The organism is Lentzea sp. NBRC 105346 (assembly GCF_030269605.1).
In the GTDB taxonomy this organism is placed as follows: Bacteria; Actinomycetota; Actinomycetes; order Mycobacteriales; family Pseudonocardiaceae; genus Lentzea.
In genome coordinates this window covers 25695-38058 of the sequence record NZ_BSTQ01000017.1, presented here as the reverse complement: position 1 = coordinate 38058, position 12364 = coordinate 25695, and the positions used below count along the sequence as shown (strand labels likewise).

The 12364-nt window shown below is 68.5% G+C and carries 12 protein-coding genes; 5 read left to right on the top strand and 7 right to left on the bottom strand.

Annotated features, from left to right (window positions below):
- Nucleotides 1–122: 122 nt before the first annotated feature.
- From QSK35_RS31250 to QSK35_RS31230, 5 genes are all read left to right on the top strand, one after another.
- On the top strand, nt 123–1832 hold the full coding sequence (locus QSK35_RS31250; protein ID WP_285751169.1) for a DEAD/DEAH box helicase: 1710 nt from the start codon (nt 123–125) through the stop codon (nt 1830–1832).
- Nucleotides 1833–2010: 178 nt separating this feature from the next.
- Nucleotides 2011–3144, top strand: coding sequence for a sugar ABC transporter substrate-binding protein (locus tag QSK35_RS31245; RefSeq protein WP_285751168.1), 1134 nt, complete (start codon nt 2011–2013; stop codon nt 3142–3144).
- Nucleotides 3145–3219: 75 nt separating this feature from the next.
- Nucleotides 3220–3993: an ATP-binding cassette domain-containing protein gene (locus QSK35_RS31240; RefSeq protein ID WP_285751167.1), complete on the top strand. Its 774-nt coding sequence runs from the start codon at nt 3220–3222 to the stop codon at nt 3991–3993.
- A gap of 20 nt (nt 3994–4013) precedes the next feature.
- Nucleotides 4014–5444: a sugar ABC transporter permease gene (locus tag QSK35_RS31235; protein WP_285751166.1), complete on the top strand. Its 1431-nt coding sequence runs from the start codon at nt 4014–4016 to the stop codon at nt 5442–5444.
- Nucleotides 5445–5446: 2 nt separating this feature from the next.
- Complete coding sequence (locus QSK35_RS31230) at nt 5447–6604, top strand: ROK family transcriptional regulator (RefSeq protein ID WP_285751165.1); 1158 nt, start codon at nt 5447–5449, stop codon at nt 6602–6604.
- Nucleotides 6605–6664: 60 nt separating this feature from the next.
- On the opposite strand, the gene QSK35_RS31225 is transcribed toward QSK35_RS31230, so the two are convergent.
- From QSK35_RS31225 to ppgK, 7 genes are all read right to left on the bottom strand, one after another.
- Nucleotides 6665–6844 (bottom strand): DUF7455 domain-containing protein, encoded by a 180-nt coding sequence (locus tag QSK35_RS31225; protein WP_285751164.1) that lies wholly within the window; start codon nt 6842–6844, stop codon nt 6665–6667.
- Nucleotides 6845–7220: 376 nt separating this feature from the next.
- Nucleotides 7221–7760: a helix-turn-helix domain-containing protein gene (locus QSK35_RS31220; RefSeq protein ID WP_285751163.1), complete on the bottom strand. Its 540-nt coding sequence runs from the start codon at nt 7758–7760 to the stop codon at nt 7221–7223.
- A 310-nt stretch (nt 7761–8070) separates the two neighbouring features.
- Nucleotides 8071–8418 (bottom strand): hypothetical protein, encoded by a 348-nt coding sequence (locus QSK35_RS31215; RefSeq protein ID WP_285751162.1) that lies wholly within the window; start codon nt 8416–8418, stop codon nt 8071–8073.
- Between the two features lie 64 nt (nt 8419–8482).
- A complete protein-coding gene (locus QSK35_RS31210; protein WP_285751161.1) occupies nt 8483–9685 on the bottom strand; it encodes a helix-turn-helix domain-containing protein in 1203 nt (400 codons plus the stop codon).
- Between the two features lie 48 nt (nt 9686–9733).
- Nucleotides 9734–9964 carry a hypothetical protein gene (locus QSK35_RS31205; RefSeq protein WP_285751160.1) on the bottom strand — a complete coding sequence of 77 codons (231 nt, stop codon included), beginning with the start codon at nt 9962–9964 and terminating at the stop codon, nt 9734–9736.
- 95 nt (nt 9965–10059) lie between these two features.
- Complete coding sequence (locus QSK35_RS31200) at nt 10060–11388, bottom strand: RNA polymerase sigma factor (protein WP_285751159.1); 1329 nt, start codon at nt 11386–11388, stop codon at nt 10060–10062.
- 202 nt (nt 11389–11590) lie between these two features.
- A complete protein-coding gene (ppgK, locus tag QSK35_RS31195) occupies nt 11591–12352 on the bottom strand; it encodes a polyphosphate--glucose phosphotransferase (protein ID WP_285751158.1) in 762 nt (253 codons plus the stop codon).
- Nucleotides 12353–12364 lie beyond the last annotated feature (12 nt).

Genomic DNA, 12364 nt, shown 5'->3' with positions numbered 1-12364 from the left:
ATGGCGGGCGGTTTCGCGGCATCGACGCTCGCAACAGGTAGGCTTCGGTTGCCCGCAACGGTCGGCCGTCATGCGGGCATTCGCATGCCTACCTGCGGAAACGCTGGATAGAGGGGATCGGATTGGCTTCGACAGTTCAGGTCGCGACCCGGCCGCTGCGGGCATGGCAGCGACGCGCGTTGACCAAGTACCTCGCCGCCAAGCCGAAGGACTTCCTGGCCGTCGCCACGCCGGGCGCCGGCAAGACCACGTTCGGCCTGCGCGTCGCCGCCGAACTGCTCGCCGACCGCACGATCGAGGCCGTCACGATCGTCACGCCCACCGAGCACCTCAAGCACCAGTGGGCGAAGGCCGCGGCCGAGGCCGGCATCGCGATCGACTCGAACTTCCGCAACACCAACGCCGTCACCTCCCGCGACTACCACGGTGTCGCCGTCACGTACGCCCAGGTCGCCGCGCATCCGGCGCTGCACCGCGTGCGCACCGAGAACCGCAAGACGCTGGTGCTGCTCGACGAGATCCACCACGGTGGTGATGCCAAGTCGTGGGGTGATGCGATCCGCGAGGCGTTCACGCCCGCGGTGCGCAGGCTGTGCCTGACAGGAACCCCGTTCCGGTCCGACGACTCGCAGATCCCGTTCGTCACCTACGAACCGGACGCGGGCGGCTTCATGAAGTCGAAGGCGGACCACTCCTACGGCTACTCCGACGCGCTGCGCGACGGCGTCGTCCGGCCCGTGCTGTTCATGGCCTACTCGGGTGAGGCCTCGTGGCGCACCTCGGCGGGCGAGGAGTTCTCGGCCCGGCTGGGGGAGCCGCTGACCCAGGAACAGACCGCCCGCGCGTGGCGCACGGCGCTCGACCCGGCGGGCGACTGGATGGCCTCCGTGCTGCGTGCCGCCGACCAGCGGCTGACGCTGAAGCGCCAGGACGGCATCCCGGACGCCGGCGGCCTGATCATCGCCACGGACCAGGAGACCGCCAAGGCCTACGCCGCGGTGCTCAAGCGCGTGACCGGGCACGACGCCACGGTCGTGCTGTCCGACGACCCCAAGGCCTCCGGCCGCATCGCCGAGTTCGCGGCCACCACGGAACGCTGGATGATCGCGGTCCGGATGGTGTCCGAGGGCGTCGACGTCCCGCGGCTCGCCGTGGGTGTGTACGCCACGTCGTCGTCGACGCCGTTGTTCTTCGCCCAGGCCATCGGGCGCTTCGTGCGGGCGCGCCGGCCCGGTGAGACGGCGTCGGTGTTCCTGCCGTCCGTGCCGGTGCTGCTGCAGCTGGCCGCCGAGCTGGAGCAGCAACGCGACCACGTGCTCGGCAAGCCGCATCGGGAGAAGGAGGGCTGGGACGACGACCTGCTCGCCGACGCCAACCAGACCAAGGACGAGCCCGGCGAGGACGAGAAGGCCTTCACGTCGCTGGGCGCCTCGGCCGAGCTGGACCAGGTGATCTACGACGGGTCCTCGTTCGGCACCGCGGCGTTCGCCGGGTCCGAGGAGGAGCAGGAGTACCTCGGGCTGCCGGGCCTGCTCGCACCGGACCAGGTGCGGCAGCTGCTCCGGCAACGGCAGGAGGAGCAGCTGTCGAAGCCCCGCGCCGAGTCCAAGTCGCCGCTCGCGCCGCAGCAGGCCCGGCCGCAGTCGGTGCAGGAGCGGCTGGCGGCGTTGCGCAAGGAGCTCAACTCGCTCGTCGCCATGCACCACCACCGGACCAAGAAGCCGCACGGCAAGATCCACAACCAGCTGCGCGAGTACTGCGGCGGACCGCCCACCGCGATGGCGAGCATCGAACAGCTCGAGGAGCGGATCGCCACGCTGCGTTCGTGGTGAGCGACGTGTAAACGCTCCCACGTCCGTAATGTCGCCCTAACGCACGGTAGCTAGATGCCATTTGAGTTACCGCATTGTTGCCACTTAATCGATACAGTGTGGTTCCGGTCACCCACATGTCAGGCATACGTTGTGCGCCACAACATTCTCCGCTCACACGCAGTGAAAGGGATGGCGGATGCGCAGCAAGAGCCTCGCCCTCATCGCCGTCGGCACCGGCCTTGCCGTTGCCATGACGGCTTGCGGTGCCAACACGTCTTCCGGCGGCTCCGGAAGCACCAACTCGAACAGCGGCGGCGGGGGCGGCGCGAAGGTCGGCGTCATCCTTCCCGAGACCGCGACCTCCGCCCGTTGGGAAGGCTTCGACAAGCCCCTGCTCGAGGCCGCCCTCAAGAAGGAGGGGCTCGACCCCGACATCCAGAACGCCCAGGGTGACGTGCAGAAGTTCAGCACCCTCGCGGACGGCATGATCAACGCGGGCGTCAAGGTCCTGATCATCGCTACGCCGAACAGCGAGGTCGGCGCCTCGGTCGCCAAGAAGGCGCAGGCGCAGGGCATCCAGGTCATCGACTACGACCGCCTCAACCTGGGCGGAACCTCGTCCTACTACGTCTCGTTCGACAACGTGAAGGTCGGCGAGCTGCAGGGCCAGGGCCTGGTCGAGGGTGTGGCGAAGCTGGTGCCGGGCAAGAAGCCGGCCGAGATCATCGAGATCGAGGGCGCGCCGACGGACAACAACGCCACCCTGTTCACCGAGGGGCAGCACAAGGTCCTCGACGCCAAGTACGCCTCCGGTGACCTGAAGAAGGTCCAGTCGCAGCCGATCGACGGCTGGGACAACCAGAAGGGCGGCCAGGTCTTCGAGCAGATCCTGACCAGCAACGGCGGCAAGGTCGACGGCGTCGTCGCCGCGAACGACGGCCTCGCCGGCGCCGTGATCACGGTGCTGAAGAAGGTCGGCCTGAACGGCAAGGTGCCGGTCACCGGTCAGGACGCCACTCCGGACGGCCTGAAGGCCGTGCTGCGTGGTGACCAGTACATGACGGTCTTCAAGCCGATCAAGGACGAGGCCGAGGCCGCCGCCAAGCTGGCTGCCGCGCTGGCCAAGGGCGACACCGCCGCCGCTGACAAGCTGGCCTCCGGTTCGACGAAGGACACGAAGGGCAACCGCGACGTCAAGTCCGTGCTGCTCACCGCCCAGATGATCACCAAGGACAAGGTCAAGGTCGTGGTGGACGCGGGCTTCGTGAAGGCGTCGGAGATCTGCACCGGCGAGACCCAGGCCGCCTGCACGGAACTCGGCATCAAGTAGCAGACGCTCTGCGCCAGGCGGGGGTGCGTGCGAGGCACCCCCGCCTCGGTGCGTGGAAGCCACGGAGGAAACCCAGTGAGCGAGCCGATTCTCGAGCTGCGCGGCATCAACAAGAGCTTCGGTCCCGTGCACGTCCTGCACGACATCGACCTCACCGTGAACCCCGGCGAGGTCACCGCGCTCGTCGGCGACAACGGCGCGGGCAAGTCGACGTTGGTCAAGTGCATCGCGGGCATCCACCCGTCCGACTCGGGTGAGGTCCTTTTCGAGGGCGAGCCGGTGCACATCAAGGGCCCGCGCGACGCCGCGGCGCTCGGGATCGAGGTCGTGTACCAGGACCTCGCACTGGCCGACAACCTCGACATCGTCCAGAACATGTTCCTCGGCCGCGAACGCACCAAGGGCGGCCTGCTCGACGAGACGGACATGGAACAGGCGGCGCGCAAGACGCTCGCGTCGCTGTCGGTGCGCACGGTCAAGTCGGTGCGCACGCAGGTCGCGTCGCTGTCCGGTGGTCAGCGGCAGACCGTGGCGATCGCCAAGGCCGTGCTGTGGAACAGCAAGGTCGTCCTGCTCGACGAGCCCACCGCGGCACTCGGTGTCGCGCAGACGCGCCAGGTGCTCGACCTGGTGCGGCGGCTGGCGGAGCAGGGCCTCGGCGTCGTGCTGATCAGCCACAACATGAACGACGTGTTCGAGGTCGCCGACCGCATCGCGTGTCTCTACCTCGGCCGGATGGCGGCGGTCGTCGGATCCAAGGACGTCACGCACGGCCAGGTGGTCGAGCTGATCACCGCCGGACGTTCCGGTGACCTGGGCATCGCCCGCCCCGAGGCGGCGACGATCTGATGAGTTCCGAAGAGGACAGCATGACCAACACCACCGAGACGCCCTCGCAGGACACCCCGGCGCCGGGCGCGATCTCCGACTTCGGCATCGACACGACCTCCATGTCCACCGGTGAGGCGATGCGCGACTACTGGGCCAGGGTCCGCGGCGGCGAGCTCGGTTCGCTGCCCGCGTTGCTCGGGCTCGTCGTGCTGCTCATCGTGTTCAGCTCGTTGTCCGACACGTTCTTCACCCTCGGCAACCTCGCCAACCTGCTCCAGCAGGGCGCCAGCATCACGATCATCGCGATGGGCCTGGTGTTCGTGCTGCTGCTCGGCGAGATCGACCTGTCGGCCGGTACCGCGTCCGGTGTGACGGCGTCGGTGATGGCACTGCACCTGATCCACAATGGCAATCTCCTCGGCGGCATGGGCAACACGGTGTTCTACGTGTTCTGCGGCCTGCTGGTGCTCGCGATCGTGCTCGCGTCGTTGATGAGGATCTGGGCCGGGGCGGTGCTGTCGCTGATCGCGTTCCTGATCGCCGTGCTCGGTGTGCCGGCGAACGCGTGGCTGGAGATGCTGCTCGCGGTCTGCGTCGGCGCGGCCATCGGCTCCATCACGGGCTTCCTCGTCGCCAAGGTCGGCATCCCGTCGTTCGTCGTGACCCTGGCGCTGTTCCTGGTCTGGGGCGGCGTCGTGCTGCAGCTCATCGGTCAGGGCGGCACGCTCGGCCTGCGCGACGACACGATCTTCAACGTGGCCAACGGAAACCTGAACACCGCGGGCTCGTGGCTGCTGTGCGTCATCGCGGTCGGCGGTTACGCGGCGGTCGTGCTCACGCGGCACTTCACCAGGCTGCGCAAGGGACTCGTGGCCCAGCCGACCTCGCTGGTGCTGGCCAAGATCGGTGGCCTCGCGCTGCTGGCGGCGGTCGCCACGTTCGCGCTCACACAGAACCGGGCGCCGACCGACCTCATCGTGATCGAGGGCGTGCCGTACGTGGTGCCGATCGTGCTCGTGCTGCTCGTGATCGGCACGTTCGTGCTCGACCGCACCAGCTACGGCCGGCACATCTACGCCGTCGGTGGCAACACGGAGGCGGCGCGCCGGGCCGGTATCAACGTCGAGCAGATCCGGATGAGCGTCTTCGTGATCGCCTCCTCGGCGGCCGCGATCGGCGCGATCGTGTACTCGTCCAAGGTCGGCTCGGTCGACCCGAACGCCGGTGGCGGCAACACGCTGCTGCTGTCGGTCGGTGCGGCGGTCATCGGCGGCACCTCGTTGTTCGGCGGCAAGGGCCGGCTGCGGGACGCCGTCATCGGTGGTGCGGTACTCGCGATCATCCAGAACGGCATGGGCCTGCTCAAGCAGCCCGCCGCCGTGGTGTTCATCGTGACCGGCCTGGTGCTGCTGCTCGCCGCGAGCGTCGACGCGTTGTCCCGCCGCCGGGCGGCGGTCGCCGCGCGCTAGTCGTGACGACACCGACCTCCGGCACTCGTCCCGACGAGATCCGCAGGCACAACCGGACGGCGCTGCTGCGCCGCCTGCACGTGGACGGACCGTCCACCAGGGCATCGCTCGCGGTCGAGCTCGGGCTCAACCGCAGCACGATCAAGGCCCTGGTGGACGGCCTCGCCGGCGACGGCGTCGTCGAGGAACGCGTGCCGGCGAAACGCAGCGGCGCCGGCCGCCCGTCGCTGCTCGTCCTGCCCCAGCCGCAAGCCGCCGTCGTCATGGCGATCGACGTGCGGGTGGAGCAGGTCGCGATGGGTTTCGTGGGCCTGGGCGGCGAGATCCTCGGCCGCGACAGCTGGAACCTGCATCACCGGACGCGTGATCCGGGCGAGGTCATCACGCACATCGTCGAGTCCGCCAAGCTCATGGCCGACGAACTCGACGTCACCGCCGTCGGCGTCGGGGTGTCCGTGCCCGGCGTCGTGCGGCGGTCCGACGGTCTCGTGCACGAGGCGCCGAACCTGCACTGGACCGCGGTGGCACTGGGGAAGCGGCTCGAGGCCGTGTTGAAACTGCCCGTGCAGGTGGGCAACGACTCCGAGCTCGGCGCCCTGGCCGAACACGTGCGCGGGGCCGCCCGCGCGTCGCAGGACATGGTCTACATCTCCGCGGACGTCGGCGTCGGCGGTGGCGTGATCATCTCCGGATCGCCGTTGCGCGGCACCGGAGGGTACGTGGGGGAGCTGGGGCACATGGTCGTGCGCCCCGGCGGCCGGCGCTGCTACTGCGGCTGTGACGGCTGCTGGGAGACCGAGGTGGGCGAGGCGGCGCTGTGCCGTGCGCTGGGCCTCGCGGAGGACGCGCCGCGTGGTGCCGTCGTCGCGGAGCTGAAAGCGTTGGAGGACGTCTCGAAGCTCGACGGGTTCACCGAGTGGCTGGCGCTGGGCCTGGTGAACGTGGTGAACCTGCTGGGGCCCGAACTGGTGGTGCTGGGGGATCTCTACACGTCGCTGCCACCGTCCGTGGTCGCGTCGGTGAGTTCGGTAGTGCAGCAGCGCAGTCTGGTGTCGCGTGCCGTTGGGGGAACCCAGATCGTGACGTCGCCGCTGGGACGGGACGCGAAGCTGCTCGGGGCCGCCGAGCTGGCGTTCGAACCGGTGCTGGGAACCATCTAGATATGCAAGGGGGCGGGACCCTTCCGGATCCCGCCCCAGGACGGCTAGAGGTGGCCTAACTCAGCCCTGCTGCAGTTCAGCAGCGAGCTCGCGCAGCTTCTGGCTGTGCGCACGGGCGTGGTGCCCGCAGAACAGCAACTCGCCTCCGGACTGGAGGACGGCGCGAACCTGGGCAGCAGCCCCGCAGCGGTCGCAGCGGTCGGCAGCGGTCAGTTCGGGGCGGGTGAGCGCGGTAGTCATGGAAATCTCCCTCCGTCCCGGCACCACGTGTAGGTGCCCTCTTACCAAGCTGCGACCACAGCGCCCCTGGCTGGTGCGCGGTGCTCGCTGGCTCCACTCTGACAGACGTTCCAGCGATAGTCAGTGTTCCCGTGTACGTGGCGACTCGCGTCACTCGGTGATTTACCCGCATGTCGCACGTTCACACATCCGGACACCACCGGTTCACCGTCTTGACACGTACATTCCGCGACCAAGGTTCAACGCGCGGAGCAGCAAAGATGTGCCATTCGGTCGGTTGCGTGCTGCCAGTGGTGTGATATCGCTTGCCCTCGTCTGCCCAGAGCGAACATGGTCACGAACTTCCCACGATTCGGACCTCTTGCCGTGATCTTTCCTATCGCAGGGCCGTACTGATGGCCCTCGCGGCGTGCCCCACGGCCTCCCTCACCGCCGTGGCGCTGCGCGTGTCGATCAGCACCGCGCTCACGTTGCCCAGAACGCTGTTGGACGGCGACCGCACCGGCGCGCTCACCATCTCCAGCCCACTCGGCACCGTCGAGCCGGGCCGCAACCGGAAGACGTCCTCGGCCCGCACGACACTCGCCGCCGCGACGAGCTCCCGGTCCCGGCGCGGCACGGCCAGCACCGTCGAGGTCCGGATCGTCGCCGACAACGCCCTGAGCGGTTGCCGCGCCACGTGCAGCAGGTTCGGGTACGGCTCCCACGCCTGCCCGAACCGGAACATCTGCGCCCCGATCCGGTACCGCCCGCGCGCGTTCTCGACGGCCCCGAGCTCCTCCAGCTGGTCGAGCAGCCGGTGGACGGTCGTCTTCGGCATCTCCGACTTCACCGCCAGCTGGCTCAGCCCCAGCTCGCCGTGCTCCATCAGGTTGTCCAGCAGCGCGAACGCGCCGCCCAATACTGATCTCCCCATCTCCTGTGCTCCCCCTTGGTCCGGTGGCTGGAACGACCCCTGTGCACTCCACCGGCGAGCGCACAGACTGATCGTGTCCTCCGTGACGCGGATCCACATGAGCATGGGGGTACTCATTCGTACTCACGCGTGCTCAGGGCGGTCTGAGCATTACCTTTCGGACATGTGAGAAGGGCCCCACGCCGTGGCGTGAGTCCAGGTAGGTCGTTGACACGACCGACACGACTGCACAGCCGCATCCCGTGGAAGTCGATCAGGTAGGCAGCCCGCTCGATCACCTGCACGAGGCTTCGGAACAAGCCGGCGCCCGCTACGGCATCCACGGCTTCGGTGCGGTGCCCGTGACCAGTCGTGGCGCCGTCGGCGTTCCCGGTGGGGGCAACATGATCAGCGCGTGGACGACGTCGGCCAGTGAACCGCTTCGTTCCCAGACGAGGCCGCCGTCGTAGTCGCTGCGCAGTGCCTTGGCGTCCGTCGTGTGGCGCACACGGACGGCATCGGTCCAGCCGCCGGGCCACATGCGCACCCCGTGCATCGCGGTGACCACCCCGTCCGCCATCGACGGCAGGAACACCCATCCGGCATGTACGAGGTCGATCAGGTGCTGAAGCTCGGGGAACTCGGCGAGCGCGGTCTCGATGTCGATCAGTGTGACCATGGCGCCGACGTTAGAAAGGGGGCGTCCCGATCTTTTGCCTGCGTGGCAAGGTCGCCTGACCGGGTTAAACCGGCAGTCCCGCCCGGTATGCCATGCCTCGCAGCTCACGGCCGATGGCGCCGCGACGAGACTTGACCAGCAGTTCTGCGATGACCGACCGCATGAACGGGTGCCGATGGATGCGTGCGGGGGAGATCCGCTCGGCGCGCCGCAGCATCAGCACGGCGTTGTCCTGTCGCCTGGGCAGCCGGGCCAGCGCGCGACCGAAGTCCCGGTAGTACGCCGCCTTGCGAGTCGGGGAAGGGAGGTCATCCGGGTTCACCGAGTCGGCTATCCGTGCAGCATCGGCGTGATCGCCCGCTTCCAGCGCAACCGACATCCTCCACACGCCGACATTCGCGGGATTGAAGCCGAACCACAGCGGGTCGCCGTCATCGTGGACCGTGGCTGCGAGGTTCTCGGCTTCCTCCAACGCGGCCACCTGACCCGCACGGTCGCCGCTTGCGGCCGCCACCAGCGAGGACGTGAGCGTCAGCATTCCCCTGGCCGACCTCGCCGCCGGGTTGTTCGTGCCGACCCCCGGTCGGGTGAGCACGTTGGATGCCATGTCGAAGGCGCCCGCGCCGAGCAGGCCGAACGCCGTGCCGAACGCGCTCACCGCGTGTGTCACCGGGTCGTCGACGGCCTCGGCCGCGTGCTGAGCGAGTGTCGCTGCCTGCCAGCCAAGATCCATGCTGGCGCCGATGTCCATGAGCCAGGCCATGGTGCCCTGCACGTGGAGCAGAGCGAGCAGGCTCCGAACGCGCTCGACGTCACGGCCGGAGTCGAGGGTGCTGTGCAGATCACGGATCAGGCCGGGCAGCTCGCTGCCGACATCGGCATAGCGGCACTCCCGCTGCGCGTTCATGAGCGCGGCGACCCGTGTGTGCAGCACATCGACCGGCGCGACCTCACCGCGGGGCTCGTTCATGCTCGCGGCCAGCAGTGCGAGGCGGACCGCGTTCAACGACCGGTCTTCGTCGAGCTCACCCGGAAACGCGAGTGCGGTGCCGGTGATCTCGCTGGGCGCGACCTCCAGAGCGGCGGCCAAGGCGACGATGAGAGACCGCCGGTCGAGGGCCCGCTCGCCTGACTCGAGTCGTGAGAGGTAGCTGGGGGAGATTCCGGCCAGGCCCGCGACAACCGCGAGCGACTTCCGCCGGGCGTGGCGGATCTGCCGCAGCCTCCGGCCGATCTCGCTTCCTGTGTCAGCCTGCTTCGCAGCCACAACGGCACCCTCCACCTCAAGGGTATCGAGAGGTCGAGCATGTCGGGATCACTCGGCATCCGCTGCCTGGATCTCCTCGACCATGCCAACTGCCGGACCGCATTCCCATGGCTCGCCGCAACTGGGGCACAGGCCACCCTCGCCACGGCAATGCGGCTCCAAGTTCAAGCCACGTTTGCGCCAGCGCATCTGCTCTTCCCACGTGAGGGACGAGTCAGCTTCCCGCCTCGCCACGATGGCCAATGCCTCCGTGTACGCGTCATCGAAATCCTCGTGCATGGGCCGCACGGTGGGGCCCTGGTGTCACCGGCTCGCGAAACGGCTGTGGCCGGTGACCCGCGCGGGTCACCGGCCACAGCCGTGAGCGTTGCTGCCTAGTCCAGGTAGTCGCGCAGCACCTGCGAACGCGACGGGTGGCGCAGCTTGGACATCGTCTTCGACTCGATCTGGCGGATGCGCTCGCGCGTGACGCCGTAGACCTGGCCGATCTCGTCCAGCGTGCGCGGCTGGCCGTCGGTCAGACCGAAGCGCAGGCGGACCACGCCGGCCTCGCGCTCGGACAGCGTCGCGAGCACGGACTGGAGCTGGTCCTGCAGCAGCGTGAACGACACGGCGTCCACGGCCACCACGGCCTCGGAGTCCTCGATGAAGTCACCGAGCTGGCTGTCGCCCTCGTCGCCGATCGTCTGGTCCAGCGAGATGGGCTCACGCGCGTACTGCTGGATCTCCAGCACCTTCTCCGGCGTGATGTCCATCTCCTTGGCCAGCTCCTCCGGGGTGGGCTCGCGGCCCAGGTCCTGGAGCAGCTCGCGCTGGATGCGGCCGAGCTTGTTGATGACCTCGACCATGTGCACCGGGATGCGGATGGTGCGGGCCTGGTCGGCCATCGCGCGGGTGATCGCCTGACGGATCCACCAGGTGGCGTACGTGGAGAACTTGTAGCCCTTGGTGTAGTCGAACTTCTCGACCGCGCGGATCAGGCCCAGGTTGCCTTCCTGGATGAGGTCCAGGAACGCCATGCCGCGGCCGGTGTAGCGCTTGGCCAGCGACACGACCAGGCGCAGGTTGGCCTCGAGCAGGTGGTTCTTGGCGCGCTCGCCGTCGCGGACGATCCAGCGCAGGTCGCGGCGCAGCTGCGGGGTGAGCTTCTCCTGCTCGTCCTCGGCGCGGCGGACGCGCTCGGCGGCGTAGAGGCCCGCCTCGATGCGCTTGGCGAGTTCGACCTCCTCCTCGGCGTTGAGGAGGGCGACCTTGCCGATCTGCTTCAAGTACGCCCGAACGGAGTCGGCCGAAGCGGTGAGTTCCGCGTCCTTGCGCGCCTGGCGCAGGGCCTCGGACTCCTCCTCGTCCCAGACGAAGTCCCCCTCGGCTTTGGGGTCCTCCTCCTCGGGCTCGTCCACGACGGGCTCGTCGACGAGTTCGACGTCCTCGACCAGGTCCTCGGCGCCGGGGGCGCCTTCCATGTCCTCGGGCTCCTCGCCCTCGGCCGCCTTCTTCCCATCAGCGGGAGCGGCCTTCGCCGCCGTCTTACGGGGCGCCTTGGTGGTCTTGGCGCCCGCAGCGGTCTTCGCGGCGGCCGGCTTCTTCGCGGCCGTCTTGCGCTTCGGGGTCTCCTCGGAGGACTCCTCAGCCGCTGCCTTGGTCGTCTTGGCGGCGCTCGCGGCGGAGCTGGAGCGTCGGGTTGCGGTTTCTGCGGCTGCCACGTACGCCCTTTCGCGACGGTCGTTCAAGGCAAACCGGAGGGCGCGAAACCTCGGTCGCCAGAGTTCTTGGGAGCTCCCCGCCGATCTTGTTCAGCGGGTTGCCGTTCCATTGTAACGACGTGGGTGACTGGTTGTTGCGCCCCGAGCCCGTTCGGGGCGCGTCGCCAGGCGTTCCCGCAGCTAGATCGAGTACGAAAAACGTTCAGTGGTGGATGCCGTGCGCGGCGGCGACCGCGGCGCCGACGATGCCCGCGTCGTTCTTGAGTGCGGCTGCAACTACTTCGGTACGAACCTTGAGCAATGGCAACCACTTGTGTGCCTTCTTGCTGACCCCGCCGCCCGCGATGACAAGATCCGGCCAGATGAGGTTCTCCAAGACGTTGACGTAGCGCGAGACGAGCGGCGTCCACTCCTCCCACGACAGGTCCTGCTCCTCCTTCACGGAGGCGGCCGCCCGTGACTCAGCGTCGTGGCCGTCGACCTCGAGGTGACCGAACTCGGTGTTGGGCACGAGCTGGCCGTCGAGGAACACCGCGCTGCCGATTCCGGTGCCGAACGTGAGCAGGACGACCAGTCCTTCATGTCCCTTGCCCGCGCCGAAGGTCATCTCGGCGATGCCGGCCGCGTCGGCGTCGTTCATCACGACGATGTCCTCGGGCTTGCGCTTGAGCCGCTTGGCGAAGAGCTCCTGGGCGTTGGTGTTGATCCAGCCCTTGTCCACGTTCGCCGCCGACAGCGCCACACCGTGCTTGACCACGCACGGAAGGGTCACCCCGACCGGGCCGTCCCAGTTGAACTTCTCGACGATCTCGGCCACGACCTCCGCCACCGCTTCCGGCGTGGACGGCTGGGGCGTGGGGATGCGCATGCGTTCGCCGTCCAGTGCGCCCGCCTCGAGATCGACCAGGCCGCCCTTGATGCCGGAGCCGCCGATGTCCACACCGAACCCGCGGGTGATGCCCATCCCGTTGGCCTT

Excerpts from the sequence above, each read along its gene's own strand:
- QSK35_RS31225 (WP_285751164.1), bottom strand. The coding sequence starts at position 6,844 with ATGACTACCGCGCTCACCCGCCCCGAACTGACCGCTGCCGACCGCTGC.
- QSK35_RS31245 (WP_285751168.1), top strand. The coding sequence starts at position 2,011 with ATGCGCAGCAAGAGCCTCGCCCTCATCGCCGTCGGCACCGGCCTTGCC.
- QSK35_RS31215 (WP_285751162.1), bottom strand. The coding sequence starts at position 8,418 with ATGGTCACACTGATCGACATCGAGACCGCGCTCGCCGAGTTCCCCGAG.
- QSK35_RS31220 (WP_285751163.1), bottom strand. The coding sequence starts at position 7,760 with ATGGGGAGATCAGTATTGGGCGGCGCGTTCGCGCTGCTGGACAACCTG.
- ppgK (WP_285751158.1), bottom strand. The coding sequence starts at position 12,352 with ATGGGCATCACCCGCGGGTTCGGTGTGGACATCGGCGGCTCCGGCATC.
- QSK35_RS31235 (WP_285751166.1), top strand. The coding sequence starts at position 4,014 with ATGACCAACACCACCGAGACGCCCTCGCAGGACACCCCGGCGCCGGGC.
- QSK35_RS31205 (WP_285751160.1), bottom strand. The coding sequence starts at position 9,964 with ATGCACGAGGATTTCGATGACGCGTACACGGAGGCATTGGCCATCGTG.